Origin of the sequence: Hyphomicrobium sp. (assembly GCF_051860585.1) — a bacterium.
GTDB lineage: Bacteria > Pseudomonadota > Alphaproteobacteria > Rhizobiales > Hyphomicrobiaceae > Hyphomicrobium_C.
Genome location: NZ_JBHYDS010000011.1, coordinates 56,478 through 73,712, shown reverse-complemented (window position 1 = coordinate 73,712; position 17,235 = coordinate 56,478). Strand labels below are relative to the sequence as shown.

The window sequence follows — 17,235 nt, the reverse complement described above, 5'->3', positions numbered from 1 at the left end:
AGCGTCAGTCTCCGGACAAGCATGCTCGGCTGTTGATAACATGAGTGGCGGCCTCGCCTGGGGGCGGCTCACCTGGGACGTTACGCTTTTCGGGAACGAATCAGTGCGGGGCAGTTCGGCATGACGGCAGTTCGCAAGATGCGCGTCGGACCTCAAGCGGAGGAGCCCGGCGACGGCGCATTTCTCGGGGTTTCGCGCTCGGCGCGCGGCAATCGCTGGCAGGAGATGCTGGAGCCGGCGCGGGCCAAGGACGCCATCGCGATCAGTCAGCATCACGGATTGCCGGAGCTGCTCGGGCGCGTGCTCGCCGCGCGCGGGGTGGGCCTCGACGACGTGCCCGTGTTCCTGGATCCGACCATTCGCGCGCTGATGCCCGATCCGTCGTCGCTGACCGATATGGACAAGGCGGCCCGGCGGCTGGCGGATGCCATCGAGCGCCGCGAGCCGGTCGCGATATTCGGTGACTACGACGTGGACGGCGCGTGCTCGTCCGCGCTGGTGGCGCGTTTTCTGGCGCATCACGAGACGCCGTCGCGGATCTACATCCCGGATCGTCTCACCGAGGGATACGGCCCCAATGCCGCCGCGCTCGAACAACTCATCGCGGAAGGCGCGAAGCTGATCGTGACAGTCGACTGCGGCACGACCAGCGTCGACGTGCTGGCCGGGCCGGGACGGCGCAACATCGACGTCGTCGTCATCGACCACCATCAGGCGGATGAGGTGCTGCCGGCGGTGCATGCGCTCGTCAATCCGAACCGGCGCGACGACATTTCCGGGCAGGGGCATCTGTGCGCGGCGGGCGTCGTGTTCCTGGTGCTCGTCGCCACGCAGCGTGAATTGAGACGGCGCGGGCTCTACAACGGCGGAGCGGCCGAGCCGCCGCTCATTCGCGATCTCGATCTCGTGGCGCTGGCGACGGTTGCGGACGTGGTGCCGCTCAAGGGGCTCAACCGCGCGTATGTCACGAAGGGGCTCGCGGTGATGCGCGGGCGCGATAACGTCGGCCTGCGGGCGCTGGCGGACGCTGCGAGCCTGAGCGAGGCGCCGACGGCGTATCATCTCGGCTTCATCCTGGGCCCGCGCATCAACGCGGGCGGGCGCATCGGGGACGCGGCGCTGGGCGCGAAGCTGCTGTCGACGGACGACGAGACGGAGGCGGCGCGGATCGCCATCCTGCTCGACCGCCTCAACAAGGAGCGCAAGGAGATCGAGCAGGCCGCGCTCGAGGAAGCCTTGGCGATGGCCGACCGGCTGCTCGAAGCGACGCCCGATCTCGCGGTCGTCGTGGTTGGATCTCCGGACTGGCATCGTGGCGTCGTGGGGCTGATCGCGAGCCGGCTGACGGAGCGTTTCAAGCGGCCGTCGTGCGTGATCGCGTGGGACAAGAGCCCCGTGGATGGGATCATCGCCGGCACCGGGTCGCTGCGGTCCGTGTCGGGCATCGACATCGGCGGCGTGGTGCGTGAGGCGGTGGCGGCCGGTCATCTGCTCAAGGGCGGCGGGCATGCCATGGCGGCCGGGCTGACGGTCGACCAATCGAAATCGGAAACGCTGGCCGCGTTCTTTGCAGCCGCGCTGACGGGCTCTGCGGCGCGGCTCGCGGCGCGGGCGTCGCTCGCCATCGACGGGGCGCTCACTCCTTCTGCAGCCAACGAGGCGCTGATCGATCTGCTCGAGCGTGCAGGGCCCTATGGGCAGGGCAATCCGCAGCCGCGGTTCGCCTTCCCGGCGCATCGCGTGAAATTCGCCAAGCCGGTCGGCACGGCGCATATCCGGTGCGTGCTGGAAGCGGGGGACGGCTCGCGGCTCGATGCCGTGGCGTTCCGGGCCGCCGGGCAACCGCTCGGCGAGATGCTGGTCGCGGCCTCGGGTGGCTTTCCGCTGCATATCGTCGGGCAACTGCGCCGTGACACGTGGGGCGGGCGTAATCGTATCGAACTGCAGATCGAGGATGCGGCCGACCCGCGGGCGCAATAGGGTGCAAGGCGTTGCTCCGTGCGGGGAATTTCCCATGCGGCAGCCGGATTTGCCCGGCGCGACACTGGTGACGCCCGTGAAGCTGAGGCTCTGCTTGCGTCGCCCGGCAAACCTTTCTATATCAGGCCGCTGTCTCGGCGCATGACGCCCCGGACGGTCCCTTCGTCTATCGGTTAGGACGCGAGATTTTCAATCTTGAAAGACGGGTTCGACTCCCGTAGGGACCGCCATCTCTAAAAAATTTCCCTTTCATATCTAGTGGTTAGCAACCGAACTGGCAAACCCAGACTTGAGTTTGCCACTCGGATGTTCGTCATCCCTTCCTACCGAACTTCAAGACCACCGCATCCATTGCGGTTTGCGCCATGCGTTCGCGGTTCGCTGCGCGCGTATAGCGCTCGACCTCTTGAAGGCTTTTATGGCCGCTGATCGACATGATCTCGTGAGATGAGCAGCCCGCCTCTGCGAGGCGGCGGCAAGCCGCCTTCCGCAAGCCATGCGCGCTCAGACCCTTGGGGAGCCTGGCCGCGTCAACGGCGTCGCGGAACCAATTCCCGAAACCGTTCGCCGTAAACGGCTTGCCAAACTCGGTCACGAGAAAATGCGAGAGGCCCACGGGCCCGGTCGCGATGGTGGCCGCGAGATCCGGGTGCATGGGTATCGCGACCTCGGTGCTTGTCTTCGACTGCACGATCGTGAGGACGCCTTCTCGGACGTGCTTTCGCCCCATGCGCACCACGTCGCCTCGACGCTGACCGGTGTAGAGGAGCAGCGCCATGGCGAGGCGCTGCCGGGTCTCCAAACCGAAATGAGCCTCGAACTTGACAATGTCGGCCTCGCTCCACGTTGCGAAGCCATCGGTCTTAGCCCGGAGGGTTTTGAGGCCATGAGTGGGATCGTCTGCGCGGAACCCGCGCTCGACGGCAAAACGCGCGATAGTCCGAATGGTCTTCAGCAGTTCGTTCGCCACACCCGGCCGATCGGCCACGCCGTCGATAAGCGTGCGGATGTGAACAGTTTGGATGTGGGCCCAACGCTTCTCTCCGTGGGCCACTCGGAAACGTTCCAAGCGGTTGCGGTAAGTCTGTTGAGTTACCGGAGCGAGCTGCTTGAAACGAGAGGACAGATAAAAAGCGGCGATCAGCGCGGAAACGGTCCCGGCCGTCGTCCTAGGAGCGCCGATGTCGCTGCGCGGCTTCGAGACTTCGTCCAGGGCGTCCTGGTAGGCCTCCATGAATTCACGGGAGCCGGGCGGGCCAGAGAGCGGAACGCGCCTGCCGGCCTTTCTGAAGTAGCGACGCACGGTCCCGTGGCGATCGGTGAACTCATGAACAAACTTGAGCTTGATCCGCGCCATCGCATTTACTCCCAGTCATTCGCTTCGGAAGGGGGCCTTCCTTCATTAGGGAGTTCCTCGAAAGCCGCGTCCAGCTCTAAGCGATCCCAAATTTTGCGGGCGTCGATGCGCCGGGGCGGCGGCATCCGACGCTCGTGAACGAGTTGGTCAAACTTCGAAGGAGATATACCGACGTAAGCCGCCGCTGCGATCCGGCCGAGGCCGCGCGGGAGAATAAGCGATTGTGGGCTGAGTTTTTGCATTCGACCCCGGCTAGTTGCGGGGTGTCTGCCGACGCCCCGACGCGTGTCTGAGGCCAAACTTATATTTGTAAAAGGCTTGAAAAAGTCAACACCCTAATTTTCCTTCGGGGACATGAGGCTCCGCGCCTCTCCAACTGCGTCGTCGGTCAGCCGTCGCCACGGAAAGCCTGCCTCCAGAGAGATTTGGGCGCCGCTAAACGGTGCATCATGATGTCAACTCTATCAGGATCCGTTTCGAACACGCGAGACACGTGTTCGCGCATTTGATTACGAGACGAATTGAGGTAGTTCGCAACTGGGCGATGCAGGGGTCTTAGCGCTCTCAGTTGGGCTTCGTTGTAGATATCCTTGAGCACGCCGGCTCCGTCCTTAAACGCCCCTGCCCACTCGCCGGTACACAGGGATTTCACAACTAGGCCGCTGCGAATGAGCAGCGCGACCGAAGTGTTGGCTACGTACATGGGAGATGCGAGCGCGGTATTCCACGACATCCTCCATCTGGTTTCCCATTCTTGAATGAGACGGTCGAAATCTTCGAAGGGGGTCGCCGGATCGGAAAGTTGCTCATTCAGGGCGCGCGTCTCATTTCTCAAATCAGTAAGTGCAGCGCGAAGGTCAAGTATCATTTCAATGACCTTCTCGAAGCTAGCGGCCCTCTCAAAGACGGCAAGCGCTAGCGGCGGAAGGTTGAGGTTCACGAAGCCCCTTGCAGGAGGGCCGTACCTCAGAATTTCTCCGTGAAGTGACTGCGCATCCCTGGCGAGCTTTTTGTTCCTTTCCACTAAATCACACAGTACGTGCTCAAATCGGGGGCGGCGAGCCACTCCGAAATTGTGGAGGTTGCGAAGGAGGACCGTGGCCGGAATTTTGAGGTCCGCTTCCGCTCCTAAGAGGCGCGTGATCTCAAGATCTGCATCCGTGATGGTGGACTTCGTAAGTCCCTGGACGTACGCCGAGTGCGACGCATTAAGAGCGGAAGTTGACGGGCGCTCGATCCGACCTATCGGCGTCGATTTCAAGTTAAACTGGAAGACCTGCGCTCTTATCAGCGGCTCAATGGCGTCGACATAATGCTTTGGCGTGGTAGCCCCTTTGCCGATAAGCAAAATATGATCGCGAAGAACAATTTCTTCGATCAGCGTGCAAAGGTCGGCGAACTCGACCGGCAAAAACCTGTATCGAAGATGATAGAAAATCTTCCCAACACCGCTCAGGTCGGCAAGTCCGACGTTCGTTGGGAGCGCATTGGTCGGTGTTCTCATTGGGATCTGCCAGGGATGCGCTAATACTTGAGGCCGAAACCAAGACTGCGGACGCGAACGGCGCGTTCCGCGAGGTCGCCGTTCTGATGGTCAGCGAAGGTGCCTCATGGCCAGAACCGCGCGTCCTCGCCCAGGTTCTCTCGCTCGCGCAGCGAAAGCGTTGGTGGTCCAGCTCGGGCCACATACGCCTCGTCGCTCCGTTAGCTCGCGCGACGCGACTGATCTTGGTCGTATTTAACGATGGATTTACAGAACGCCTTACCGTGGTGTTTGCACCAATCGCTCGTCAGGACGTGAGCGTTTTCGAAGTCGAAGCGATCGTCGTCCTTGACCGATATCTCGCTCCAAAGTTTGGTTCTCACGCCGGTAAACTGCCCGCCAACGCAGCCGCAGGTCACAAGCGAGTTCTCGCCCCACAAGAATTTATGGAAGCGATCCGATACCCAGATCTCGCCGTTGCTCGATCTGCTGGCCAACTTGGCCGCCATGTTGATGGGTTTTCCGGCCCACACCTCGTTCTGCCGGTGAAGGTCGTTGTTGTAGAATTTCAGGCCCATCCGCCGGACCAGCACGTTTTTACGATCAATCCCGTAGTGCCCGCCAATATTGAGTTCCGTCAGCTTCTTGATGCGCGGTGTGAATTCCCTACTGACGAAGTCCTTGAACGACACCGTCGCCGCCAGGGCCGTGTGTGGCCGGTCGCCGTTAAACAGCGCGAACACGCCGTCACCGCGCACGTCAATGTATTGCGCGTCGAAGTCGTCGAAGATGCGGATCGCCGTGTTGGTGAAGTAGCGATACGCTTTTGCCGTCGTCTTTGGATGCGTGGTCGCGCTCAGCTTAGTCGAGCCTTCCATGTCGACGAAGCATGCGATCACGTCCGGGATTTCGAACCAGCTGGTGGCGTTCTGAAGCGGGATCTCGCTGGTCGCTGGAATGGCGTTACGCCGCGTCACCCCAACCGCCTCACCCAATATGCGTGTTTCGTCGTCGATAATTGCCTGCACCGCGTCCGTCCGTAGCCCGACTACTTCTGCGGCCGCTTCGGCGATGTTGGTCACCACATTCCTAAAGTCTGTCATCGCATAAGCTCCAGTAATACAGGAGCGCGCCGACGGGCGTCACGGCAGCCGCGATCGTTAGCATCAGCGCGCAGTTAAAAAGAGCAAACTTCCGTCGTGCAATTTTTGAATTGATGATGATCTGGTCGGCGAGGTCGTCGAGATGCCGGTTGGGAGTGGCCGGATCGTAGCCGTCGATCAAACGCGTCAACACCTCGGAGCGCGTCATGTCCGCCAAGTGGCCGTAGTAAAGGGCGTTCGTCGCGCCGTCGCCGGTGGCCTGCTCGATGTCGAACCCGAACGTTTTTGTTCGCGCGTAGAAAGACGCCAGCCCGACTAGCATTGATGTTGCAAAGAACGCTGTCGCCATCCACGTAAAAGCGTCGAGGAGGCCGGGCCGCTGGTCGTGCCAGTCCAGCATTTGGTGTACGCCCAGGATGAGCGCGCCGTTGATGGTCAACAGCGCGCCATTTTTGACTTCCGCGTACTTCAGCCAGTCGTTGACTTGCCCAAGCACGGCCATCAATTGCGACCCGGGAGGGCTCTCAGCCATACTTTACTATTACGCCGACATCTTCCCCCTCGCACGCAACGCATCGTGGCAATCCCCGTAACTCACAGGCCTTGGTGATATGTTTTACAATTTGGCCCCTGGCACTCGCTACGTGCCGCGCTTGGGTCGCTAAGCCGTCTCGCTCAGCGGGGATCAGAATGGCCCCCGCAGCGAATGATGTCGCTCAGCAGCCACCGGTTCGAAAATGCGAGGTCAAATCGGCAGTGCCTCGCAGAAACGAAACGAAGCGGGAAAATACAATTAGGGAAAACGCTCAAAACCTGGGGGGCCGCGCGCCGCAGGGGGCGAGGAAGGCCGGAAGGACCCGCAGGGGCGGGGGGCCGTCGCCTCGCATTAGGCCCTACGGCTGACGTGCAAGGCCGTGCACGGGCGAGGGGGTGCAGGACAAGGGGGCGCAGACCCTCGAAGGACACGTGCCTCGTTCACCTGATGTGTGGGGCGATCGTTGCAAGCGATACCACCGGTATTGAGGCGCGGGCTTGCCGCTGGCGGGGCTCCGCCCGCCCGGTCGCGGGGCGTTGCCTTCTCTACGGGGGTAGGGGCAAGGGCTTGGTGTTGGTCTATAGGGGCAAGGGGCACGATCGGCCTCGATCTGTAGGGGCACCGGGGCAAGATCGCGAAGGATAAGGGTCTTCGCTCGTTCACCACGGCTCACTTTTCGGAAATCGAAGAGATTAGCGTTCCTTCCGGTCGCGTACGCGATCCGACCACCACGTTGTGCGACGGAACGGTTGCCGACCAGCCTCGCAGCCTGCGGCGCGTGGTCCAGCGGGCCGGTCTCGCCACGCGCGTTGTTACTCGCGCAAGACGCCGCGCTCAAGGCAATCTTAGCGCTAAGGCGAAGTAATCTCGCCAAAGGGAGGAGCGAAAGTCGAGGCTAACAGGTAGCCGTACTTGCCGAACCGCTAAACCGCCCATCACCACGCCACCAATCTCGGTAGGTCGGTTGTTCCGGTCGCTCGCGACCGCAGGGATGGTTTCCGCTCCCGACCCCAAGAACACTTTCCCCTCGCCTCATCGTCACGTCTGCAATGCCGAGACAGCGGAAGTCAGCCTGGTGAGCGTTGTCAGTGCATTCGTCCCGTCCGGGTGATTTCCGCTGCGCCTCAAAGAGCTGACGCTGGCATCCAGCGCGTGCTGCGTATTGCGAGGTCGTCATCCCAACTGAGGGGCCTCGACCTTTGCCGCGCCTTTTTTCCCGCCCCGCCATTCTTCAAATTTCTGAACTACGACGAACAGGGAGGGAACGAACAGGACCGCAAGGCAGGTCGACGCGAGCATGCCGGTGAAAACCGTGATGCCGATGGATTTACGCGCCGAAGCCCCTGCTCCTTCTGCAAGTACGAGCGGCAGTACACCTAATGCGAATGTGAACGATGTCATGAGGATCGGACGGAAGCGCGCGCGCGCGGCTTCAATCGCCGAGTCCAAGATGGGCTTTCCGGCATGGCGCAATTCGCGCGCGACCTCGACGATCAGAATGGCGTTCTTGGCCGACAGCGCGATCAGGAGCACGAGACCGATCTGCGCGTATAGATTGATCTCAATGCGCAAGAGCAGGAATACCAGAACGGGTCCAACCAGAGAGAGTGGAACTGCGAAGAGAACCGTCATCGGCGCAAACCAGCTCTCGTACTGACCTGCGAGGACGAGATACACGAGCAGCATCGCGAGCGCGAAGACGAAATAGATCTGCCCGCCAACCAGCTTTTCTTGATAGGACAGCGCCGTCCAGGATGAGCCCACTCCCGTCGGCAACGTATGCGCCGTGATCCCATCCATGAGCGCGATCATATCGCCGGACGAGAAACCTTTCGCCGGCACGCCGACGACCGTTGCGGATGGGTAAAGATTATAGAGGCTGATCAATGACGGCCCGAGGCTGGGCTCAATGGTGAGAACCGTGCCTAGCGGGATCATGTCGCCGTTCTGATTGCGAGCTTTCAGGCGAAGAACGTCGTCCGGGTTCATACGAAAGCTTGCGTCGCCCTGAACGTAGATCTGGAAGACGCGACCGAATTTGTTGAACTGGCTCACGTAGCTTGAGCCCATGTACGTGGCCAAAGTCGAGAACACCTGATCGGTCGTCAGTAGCAGCGCCTGCACCTTCTCTCGATCGATATTGACCTTGTACTGCGGTGCGCTAGCCCGGAAGGACGTCGAAATGCGCTGAATGCCGGATTGGGTGCTGGCGGCGGCGACGACGGCGGTGGTCGCGCTTCCCAACTTGGAAAGATCAAAACTGCCGTCGCGCAGCTCGATCTGAAGTGTGAAGCCACCCGCGTTTCCGATGCCCTGGATGGGAGGTGGCGGCAAGACGAGTACGTTTCCGTCCTTCATATTGGTGAGCTTGTCGTTGATCGTCTTGTAGAGAGACGCGAGATCTTGTCCCTTGCCGCGCACACTCCAGTCCTTGAGCATGATGTAGGCGACGCCGCCGTTTGCGAGCGAGGCGCTGTTGTCGAGCACCGAAATGCCCCCGATCGTTATGACCCGCTCGACGCCGTCAACCGAGTTCGCGATCTGCTCCACTTGTTGCAAGGTCTTCTGCGTGCGGTCGAGGCTTGCGCCATCCGGAAGCTGTACGGCGGCCAGCAGGTAGCCTTGGTCTTCGATGGGCAGGAAGCCGGTCGGCGCGCGCGACATTCCGTAAATCGCCGCGCCGACGATCGCGGCCGCGATGAGCGCCATTACGCCGCTGTGCCGGACCATGGACCCGATGAGCCGCGAATAGCCTTTCTCGGCGCGGTCGTAGATCGCATTGAAGCCGCGATAGAAGAAGTTGCGCTTCTCTGGCGGTACGGGAGGGCGCAGCCAGAGCGCGCATTGCGTGGGCTTCAGCGTTGCGGCGTTGATGGCGCTGATGAGTGCGGTAGCTGCAATCACGAGGGCGAACTGGGCGTACATCTGGCCGGTCAGGCCGGGCAGAAACGACGCCGGAAGAAACACCGCCATCAGGACCAGCGTAATGCCGATGATTGGCCCCATGAGTTCGTTCATGGCGCCGATAGCCGCGTCGTGACCCGACAGGCCCTTCTCGATCTTGTGCGCAGCGCCCTCGACGACGACGATGGCGTCGTCCACGACGATGCCGATTGCCAGCACGATGGCGAACAGCGTCGACAGATTGATCGAGAAGCCGAGCGCAGCCATGGCGGCGAAGGCACCGATGATCGTCACGGGCACGGTGGTCGCCGGAACAAGAGTTGCCCGCCAGTCCTGCAGGAATACGAGAATGACAATCAGGACCAGCACCGCAGCTTCGAGAAGTGTTTTGTAGACCTCCGATATCGCCGCCTGGACGAACAGGGTCGTGTCGAACGGGATGGAATACGCCATTCCTTGCGGAAACTCGTGCGACAAGACCCGGATCTTGTCAGCTACGCGCTGCGCCACATCGAGCGCGTTCGCGCCAGGCGTCTGAAATATCGCGAGCCCGGCGGCCTGCTTGCCGTCAAGGTTGAAGACTTGGCTGTAGGTCTGCGCGCCGAGTTCCACGCGTCCGACATCCCGCAGGCGCGTCAGATCGCCGTTCGCGCCCGTCTTTACGACGACATTCGCGAACTGAGCCGGGTCATCGAAGCGGCTGACGACATCGATCGTGTACTGAAACGACTGGGTCGACGGCGCAGGCGGCATACCGAGCTGTCCGGCCGTGACCTGCTCGCTCTGTTGCTGAAGGGCCTGGATGACGTCCTGGGCGTTGAGATTGCGCGCCTGCATGCTGGCTGGGTCGAGCCAAATGCGCATCGAATACTGGCCAGCACCGAAGACGTTGACGTTACCCACGCCCGGGAGACGAGCGAGCTCGTCCTTGAGCTTAATCGTTCCGTAATTGCTGAGGTAAAGGCTGTCGAAGCTGTTGTCCGGCGAGGTCAGGGTGATGATCTGCAGGATGGCCGTCGACTTCTTCTGAACCACCACGCCCTGGGTCTGGACGGATTGCGGCAGAGACGCCATGGCCGACGAAACGCGGTTCTGTACGAGAACCTGCGCCGCGTTGAGATCCGTGCCGATCTCGAAGGTCACCGTGAGTGCGTACGTGCCGTCGGACGTCGCGAAGGACTGCATGTAGAGCATGCCCTCCACGCCGTTCACTTGCTGCTCAATCGGGAGTGCAACGGTGTCGATAACAGTTCGCGCACTCGCGCCGGGATACCGCGCTGTCACCTGGACCGTCGGCGGGACGACGTTGGGGTATTGCGAAACGGGCAGGCGGAAAACGGCGACCGTACCGATGACGACCATCAGGATCGCGATGACGTTCGCAAGGACCGGGCGCTCGATGAAGAATTTTGAGATCATTGCGGAGCGCCTTGCTCAACGCCGGATAGGTCCCGCATGACCGGATCGATCTTCTGTCCCGCAACCACGCTCATCAAGCCGGTTATCAGGATGCGGTCGCTGACCTCGAGGCCCTTGGTGATGACGCGCAAGTCCCCTGCCTGCTGGCCGAGCTCGACCTTCCGCTGGGCAACGACATCGTCCTTTCCTGCAACGAGCACGTAGCGCCCGCCCTGATCGCTGCCTATCACGTGGTCCGGAACCAGAAGCGCGTCTGGCTGGCTTTGCAGAGGTACGCGCACGCGGACAAAGTAGCCGGGCAAAAGCTGCCGCTTGGCATTCTCCAGGATCGCACGAACCAGCAATGTGCCGGTTGTCGCGGTGACACCGGGCGTCGCATAGTCGAGCGTCCCTCGATGCGGAAATCCCGTCTCGGTCTGCAGCCCGACCTCGACTGGAATTTTCTTCAGGTCCTCAGGAGTAATTCCGCGCGCCTGGAAGTTGGCGCGAATGCGCTGCACCTCGGTTTCGCTGACGGAAAAATTGACGTAGATCGGATTGAGTTGGACGATCGTGGCCAGCGTCGTGGCGGAACCGGCCCCGACGTACTGGCCGAGCGAAACCTCTCGCGCCGTGACGATACCGTCGAACGGGGCCTTCACTTCCGTGTAGTTGAGGTTGAGCTGGGCCTGCTCGACGTCCACATCCGCCTGCTTCTCCTTTGCAACTGCGGATTGCTTGGAAGCGGTGGATTGATCGAGGGTCGCTTGGCTCGAGATCTTTTGCGCCGCGAGCTCCGACTGGCGTGCATAGTCCGCCTGTGCCTGCTTTGTCGACGCCACGGCACTCGCTTGTCCAGCCTGGGCCTGTTCGAGCGCAAGCTGGTACGGCCTCTGTTCGATGACGAACAAGACGGTGCCGGCTTTGACCGCGTCGCCGTCCTTGTAGTTGATCGCCTGAAGGAACCCGGGAACGCGTGCAACGAGCGATGTGCTGTTAACGGCGGCCGTGCTGCCGGTGGACAGGAGGTACTGCTCGACGGTCTGCTTGAGCGGAAATGCGAGGTCGACCTTCGGCGGAGGCGGGGGCACATAGGTATTGTTTTGGCCGCAGGCTCCGACGGCCAACATTGCTGCCAAGAGGATTGACCCTACGAGATATCTGCGGACGACGATACGTGGAGCGCGACCGGCGCCTTGCGCGAACTTGGTAAATGACAGGAACGATAGATCGCATTCCATGGCAAACCGCATCTTGTATTCACGTTACGCGACGCAGCGTAGGCTATTCAAGATGCTCCGTACAGCTCCGGACCGGTGCTGCCGGCGGCCAGCCTGCGGGTCTCACGCGATACCGCGAAAAGCACCGGTCTCACTCCACGGCTGCGATTAGGCTTGCATCGCTGTCCCACCAGCCGCCACCGAGGGCCTGAAACAGGGCGGCCGTATCCGCGAGCAGTAGCGCGCGCGCTTGAATGACGGAAAGCCTCGACTGCTGATAATTCTGCTGAGATGTGAGTAGAACGGAGATCGCGACCTGGCCTGCTCGCAACTCCGTCTCCACCATGTTCAGAGCCTTCTCGGATGCTTTCGCATAGGCGAGCGCGGCGCGGACGGCATTGTTGTCTGCTTCGATCGCACGCAGGACATCGGCCACGTTCTGCACGGCAGTCAGAACTGTCGAGCGATAGGCGGACGCCGCCTCGAGGAATGCTGCCTCGGCCGCGCGTTTTTGTGCCAGCAGTGTGCCGCCCTTGAAGATCGGCTGTATGATGCTACCCGTGAGTGACCACACGAGCGATTGAGGCGTGAACAGATCCGACAGCAATCGCGCGGAAGATCCGACATCGCCGCTAATCCCGAACTGCGGCAGCAGGTTCGCTGTTGCAACGCCAATTTCCGCGCTTGCGGCGTGGACTTGCGCTTCCGCACCACGCACATCGGGACGCTGCTCGATGAGCTGTGAGGGGAGGATGACGGGCAACTCGCGCTCGAGACGGATACCGTTCAGGCTCGTCGGGGTCCAATCCGCGTCAGCGGGAAAGTTTCCTGTCAATACTGCAATCAGATTGCGCTGCTGCGCATAGGCTTTTTCAAGGGGAGGCAGGAGCGATTGAGCTTGCGCGAGCTGGGCTTCCTGGGACGCCACGTCGAGCCCCGATGCGGTTCCCGCTTTGAATTCCTTGTCGAGCACGCCGAGAATGCGTTTGTTGATATTTACGATATCGCGCGTGGCCGCGATCTGCTCGGCGAGCGAGGCTTCTTCAATCACTGCCACGACGACGTTCGTTGCAAGTGTCAGATAGGTGGCTTCCAACTCGTAATATTGCGCATCCGCGACGGACATCAGAGTTTCGACGGCGCGGCGGTTCTTCCCCCATACGTCAGGAAGGAACCCCACATTCACCTGCGGCGTATGGAGCGTGAAGATTTCGCCTTTGAATCGCGGAGGAGCGGTCTCCGGGGCCGCCAGCTTCTGGCGTGTTGATGCCCACTCTCCGGTGATTTGCGGAAAAAAGGCTCCTTCCTGAGCGCGGACATTCCATTTGGCTTGTTCCAACGCGGCGATGGCTTCGCCGACAGATGGATTTTGCGCAAAAGCCATATCCACGAGGGAGTTGATCTTGTTGGACCCAAACACCAGCCACCATCGCGCGGGCAAACCGCGTGATTCGACAAAGCGCTGGGCATCATTCTTGACCGCCGGTGGTTCGTTACCGGGGAGGTAGGCTGCAGGAAGATTGAGATCGGGTCGAATGTAGTCGGGGCCGACCGCGCACCCGCCGGCCAACAACGCCCAACAAGCAGTCCCGCACCGGAACAGCGTGGCCGCGCGCGACAGTTCGATTCGCGTTTGGTGCTTGCAAGCCTTCCTAGGCATTGAAGGTCCCCACCGAGAGCGACCAAAGCCTTAACGCGAGTCGGACACCTAAATGAGAGGAACACCGAAATTATCCCTTGGACTGAGAATTTTTCGTTTCAAGCCACTCGTTAGCGGATCGACGAGAAGACGGTGCGAGCCGAGGCCCGCACGATCGGTTGCTTGACCCCAAAATCCGGATCTTTTGGTCCGTGACGCTGACCTCGCGCAGGGCAAGTCGAGCGCAAGCCTGACGAGCTGATTCGGCTAGTTTTTCAATCTTGGCCGGGGGTGATATTTGGTTCCCCGCTGTGATGGAGATCAACTCCACCCCGTTCTGCGAAGCTGATGCACGTAGGGCCGAATGACACGAGTCGCAAATAGCGTCATCGGCATTCAAAACCGAACATCCCAACTCTCTCAGAAGCGCGGCGGATACCATTCTCTCTCATGCGGATCATTTTCCCCGGGAACCGGAGCGCTCGCCGGCCGCACGTAGGGTCTAACCCCAAACACGTCCCGAGCGTGGGGTGTCGAGCTGATAGTCCGTGGCATGGCGCGTGAAAAATTCGTGCCCGAACCGGCGCGCGCATCCGACCGGATCAAGCGGATCCTTGTGGACGTCGCCTCGCGCGTTGCCAACCCCATGCACGACGCCGACAAACGTCGAACGCGTGTAGCGCGAAAACTCCTGGATCTGGCTGACGATGCCGCCCGAGACCATGGGAAAGGTCTCTTCCGAGCTCAACACGAGACCGACGCGCTTGCCGAGCATGCCCTCAATCACCTCTGCAGATTGAGGGTGGGATGCGGCGTAGTAGCAGAATGCCCGATCGAAAAAGGCCTTGAGCTGCGCTGCTGCGCCGTACCAGTAGATCGGCGTCGCGGCGATGAAGCCGTCCGCCGGGAGATACCGCTCGAAGAAGACGGAGCGGAATCCGTCGTCGATTGCGCATTCCCCGTCCGGCTTGCGGCATTGTCGGCAATCCCGAAGGAAGGAGCCAATGAAGTCGTCAGCGTAAGCGAACTCGACATCGTGGCCGGCCTCGTTGAGACCATCGCGAACGGCTTGCGCCAGGATCGACGAATTGCCGTTGCGGCGAGGACTCGATGACAGAACGAAAGCCTTCATTCCTATCTCCATTGTGGCTCGGCGCCGACTTGTCGAAATCGCGGACAAACCAATTCGTTCGCAAGGGGGATCCTACGCAATTTGTCGCCAGCTGCGCCACTCTGCAGGGTGTGCTTTGGCTTTGGAAGCGAGCTTGCAACACGATGCGTCGCGCTGATATTGGCATCACTGGAGCGCCTCACCGACGACATTGCAGCACAGGTAGCCTTGGCGCGCATCCATCAGGCGTAGCGCTCTCGATAGGCCGCCGCTGCGGCCTCGAAACAAGCCAGCGGCGCACGTACGATTCCAGCGCCGATCTGGCCTCCGTCACGGCCGGCAATGCCGATGTCCATCGTCGGTAAAACTCCGCTTTCGACGACCTTGAAGATATCGATGCCTGTCGGTGTGCCGCGATAGTCGAGAGCCGCGACGAGGTAGTCCGGGTTCTCGCCGAACGTAATGCGGTAGAGCTCTCTGTTTCGCGCGATCATCGGCTCGTAAGAACCGCCTTGGTAGTTCTGCAATGCAGGCGCGGCCGCCTGTGCAAATCCTCCGAGCCCAATTGTCTCGGTGATGATGCTCTCTCCGCCCATCCAAGTGATCTCGTCCTCGGTATGTCCTTCAAAGAGCTTGGCTTGCACTGTTGCGCTTGGTCCTTCGTACCATGTGTCGCCGAGGCCGCTGACGCGAATGGCGAAGCCTCGGCAATTGAATGCCATGGCCGTAACGATGCTCGATCGCTCGACATTTCGCGCCGCGTCGGCAGTTGTTTTCGCCGCGGCCATCGACAGGCGCAGGAAGAAATACTGGTCATCCGTCATGGCCTGGACAGCGCGCGCGATCCTGCCGGGTCCGGTTGTCGCCATCGAAAGCAAGGCCGGCATCAGTTCCCTGAGGAAAAGCAAGGCTGCGGCCACGTTCCTCGAATGAAGCTCGTCGCCCATGGTGAGCGCTCGCTTCATGATCGGCTTGAGGGGGATGCCACCAGTCTTGCGAACCGCTTCGGCAATGACGGGCGCGACTTCATTCTGCACGAACATGAGCCGATCGCGAACGCCGTCGTCGTAGACGCCGTAGTTGAGGCGGCGAGGATTGCTGCCCTCGTACATATTGCAGAACGCCGTGTTGTCCGCTGCCTTGTTGGTGACGACAAAGACTGGCATCGACGCGGTATAGATGCCTGCCAGCGATCCCACGCACGCGTGGTCGTGGCAGCCCGCAAGGGTGATTTCGCCGGCTTGGAGCTTTGCAATCGCTTCGTCACGATTCGAGGCGAGGCCTTCGAATAATATTCCACCAAGGATCGCATTCCTCTGGCCGCCTGTGTATTTCTCCCACGGCATTGGGGGGCCAGACGTCAGGATCGTGGTTCTCGTCATTCCTGGAACGACATCAATCGCAGGCTGCACGTCCAACAGAACAGGGTCTGCCGTAACCAAAGAGTTGAAGGCATGGGCGTTTGCATCGGATCGAAGATCGGTCCCGTCTTGCATCTTCTCCACCTTCCAAAATTAATTGGTTGTTTAATTAAATAATTGCTCAGCATTGAACCGAAAGCAAGCGTCAGTTTGAATTCGGAGCGGGATGCGCGCTAAGCTCCGGCTGCACTGCGCAGCACGACAAGACCTCACGAGTTATTTCGAAGGCGAAGGGGAACTGATGTCGAACCGGAAATCCAAGGATGCCGCGCGTTCGGTTCGAGTGGCTTCCGCTGCCCGTAAGGCGGCGCTGGCGCCCGCGGCGGCCGAGAGGCCGAAGGGCCGGGAAGCCGAATTCCTAAAAGCAGCGCTCAACCTCTTCGCGGAGAGCAACTTCGCATCCGTCACGATCAAGGACATCGCGCAGTCTTTAGGCGTCAACACGGCGCTGATCTATTACTACTTCGAGAACAAGACGGATCTCTTTCGGGCGGCAATCGACTTCGCCTTGGAGAATGCGTTTGCGAACATGCGCGCCATCGAAGGTGGCAGTGCGGATCCCGCCGATCTCATTTCGGCGTGGCTCGACAATCACGTCGAGCGCTACGCGGAAATTCATCACTTCGTGAAGATTGCCCTCGACTACAAAGGCTCGTCGGAGCGGGATCCGGCTGTGGATGCGACGATCGCAAGTTTCTACGCCAAAGAACGGGAACTGCTGTCGCGCTTCATCCGGCTTGGTATCGATCAGGGACGGTTCAAGCGCGTCGATCCCGGTCGTATGGCGCAATTCATCTCGACCCACCTCGATGGGTGCATGGTGCGCATGGTCATTCTTCCGGATTTCCCGCTCAAGGCTGCCGTCGGCGACCTGCATCGCTTCGTTCTCGATCATCTCGAAAGCGAAGCGCAGCCGAAGACGACGCGCAAGACGCGGCGCTGACACGCGTTGCGCGACGTTTCCAATATACATTTTTTTGGAAGCGACATCATGAAACGTAAATTGATAATTGACTAATCAATTAACACTCCGTACTATGCGCTCTGCTAACGAGGCGGTCGCGGCAGGTTCCGCAGACTGCCC

General features: G+C 60.7%; 11 protein-coding genes and 1 tRNA gene. 3 read left to right on the top strand and 9 right to left on the bottom strand.

Annotation, left to right across the window (positions count from 1 at the left end; all coding sequences use genetic code 11):
* The first annotated feature begins 120 nt into the window (after positions 1–120).
* Positions 121–1,980: a single-stranded-DNA-specific exonuclease RecJ gene (gene recJ, locus ACTIFK_RS16475; protein WP_439544098.1), complete on the top strand. Its 1,860-nt coding sequence runs from the start codon at positions 121–123 to the stop codon at positions 1,978–1,980.
* Positions 1,981–2,135: 155 nt separating this feature from the next.
* Positions 2,136–2,210 (top strand) — tRNA-Glu (locus tag ACTIFK_RS16470).
* Positions 2,211–2,293: 83 nt separating this feature from the next.
* Here the strand turns inward: ACTIFK_RS16470 and ACTIFK_RS16465 are convergent.
* The 9 genes from ACTIFK_RS16465 to ACTIFK_RS16425 form a co-directional block, all read right to left on the bottom strand.
* Positions 2,294–3,337, bottom strand: coding sequence for a tyrosine-type recombinase/integrase (locus ACTIFK_RS16465; RefSeq protein WP_439544097.1), 1,044 nt, complete (start codon positions 3,335–3,337; stop codon positions 2,294–2,296).
* Between the two features lie 388 nt (positions 3,338–3,725).
* Positions 3,726–4,841: a hypothetical protein gene (locus ACTIFK_RS16460; protein ID WP_439544096.1), complete on the bottom strand. Its 1,116-nt coding sequence runs from the start codon at positions 4,839–4,841 to the stop codon at positions 3,726–3,728.
* A 200-nt stretch (positions 4,842–5,041) separates the two neighbouring features.
* Complete coding sequence (locus ACTIFK_RS16455) at positions 5,042–5,923, bottom strand: hypothetical protein (RefSeq protein ID WP_439544095.1); 882 nt, start codon at positions 5,921–5,923, stop codon at positions 5,042–5,044.
* The gene (locus tag ACTIFK_RS16450; RefSeq protein ID WP_439544094.1) at positions 5,910–6,425 is read right to left on the bottom strand and encodes a Pycsar system effector family protein; all 516 of its coding nucleotides are present in this window, start codon (positions 6,423–6,425) and stop codon (positions 5,910–5,912) included. Before ACTIFK_RS16450 ends, ACTIFK_RS16455 begins: the two co-directional genes overlap by 14 nt.
* Before the next feature lie 1,206 nt (positions 6,426–7,631).
* Positions 7,632–10,781, bottom strand: coding sequence for an efflux RND transporter permease subunit (locus ACTIFK_RS16445; RefSeq protein ID WP_439544093.1), 3,150 nt, complete (start codon positions 10,779–10,781; stop codon positions 7,632–7,634).
* On the bottom strand, positions 10,778–11,890 hold the full coding sequence (locus ACTIFK_RS16440; RefSeq protein WP_439544128.1) for an efflux RND transporter periplasmic adaptor subunit: 1,113 nt from the start codon (positions 11,888–11,890) through the stop codon (positions 10,778–10,780). Before ACTIFK_RS16440 ends, ACTIFK_RS16445 begins: the two co-directional genes overlap by 4 nt.
* 241 nt (positions 11,891–12,131) lie before the next feature.
* Positions 12,132–13,640 carry an efflux transporter outer membrane subunit gene (locus ACTIFK_RS16435; protein ID WP_439544092.1) on the bottom strand — a complete coding sequence of 503 codons (1,509 nt, stop codon included), beginning with the start codon at positions 13,638–13,640 and terminating at the stop codon, positions 12,132–12,134.
* A 481-nt stretch (positions 13,641–14,121) separates the two neighbouring features.
* Positions 14,122–14,751, bottom strand: a complete 630-nt coding sequence (locus ACTIFK_RS16430) for a flavodoxin family protein (protein ID WP_439544091.1) — start codon at positions 14,749–14,751, stop codon at positions 14,122–14,124.
* A gap of 221 nt (positions 14,752–14,972) precedes the next feature.
* The gene (locus ACTIFK_RS16425) at positions 14,973–16,112 is read right to left on the bottom strand and encodes a DUF1116 domain-containing protein (RefSeq protein ID WP_439544090.1); all 1,140 of its coding nucleotides are present in this window, start codon (positions 16,110–16,112) and stop codon (positions 14,973–14,975) included.
* A 205-nt stretch (positions 16,113–16,317) separates the two neighbouring features.
* On the opposite strand from ACTIFK_RS16425, the gene ACTIFK_RS16420 reads away from it, so the two are divergent.
* Positions 16,318–17,094: a TetR/AcrR family transcriptional regulator gene (locus ACTIFK_RS16420; protein WP_439544089.1), complete on the top strand. Its 777-nt coding sequence runs from the start codon at positions 16,318–16,320 to the stop codon at positions 17,092–17,094.
* Positions 17,095–17,235: the final 141 nt, after the last annotated feature.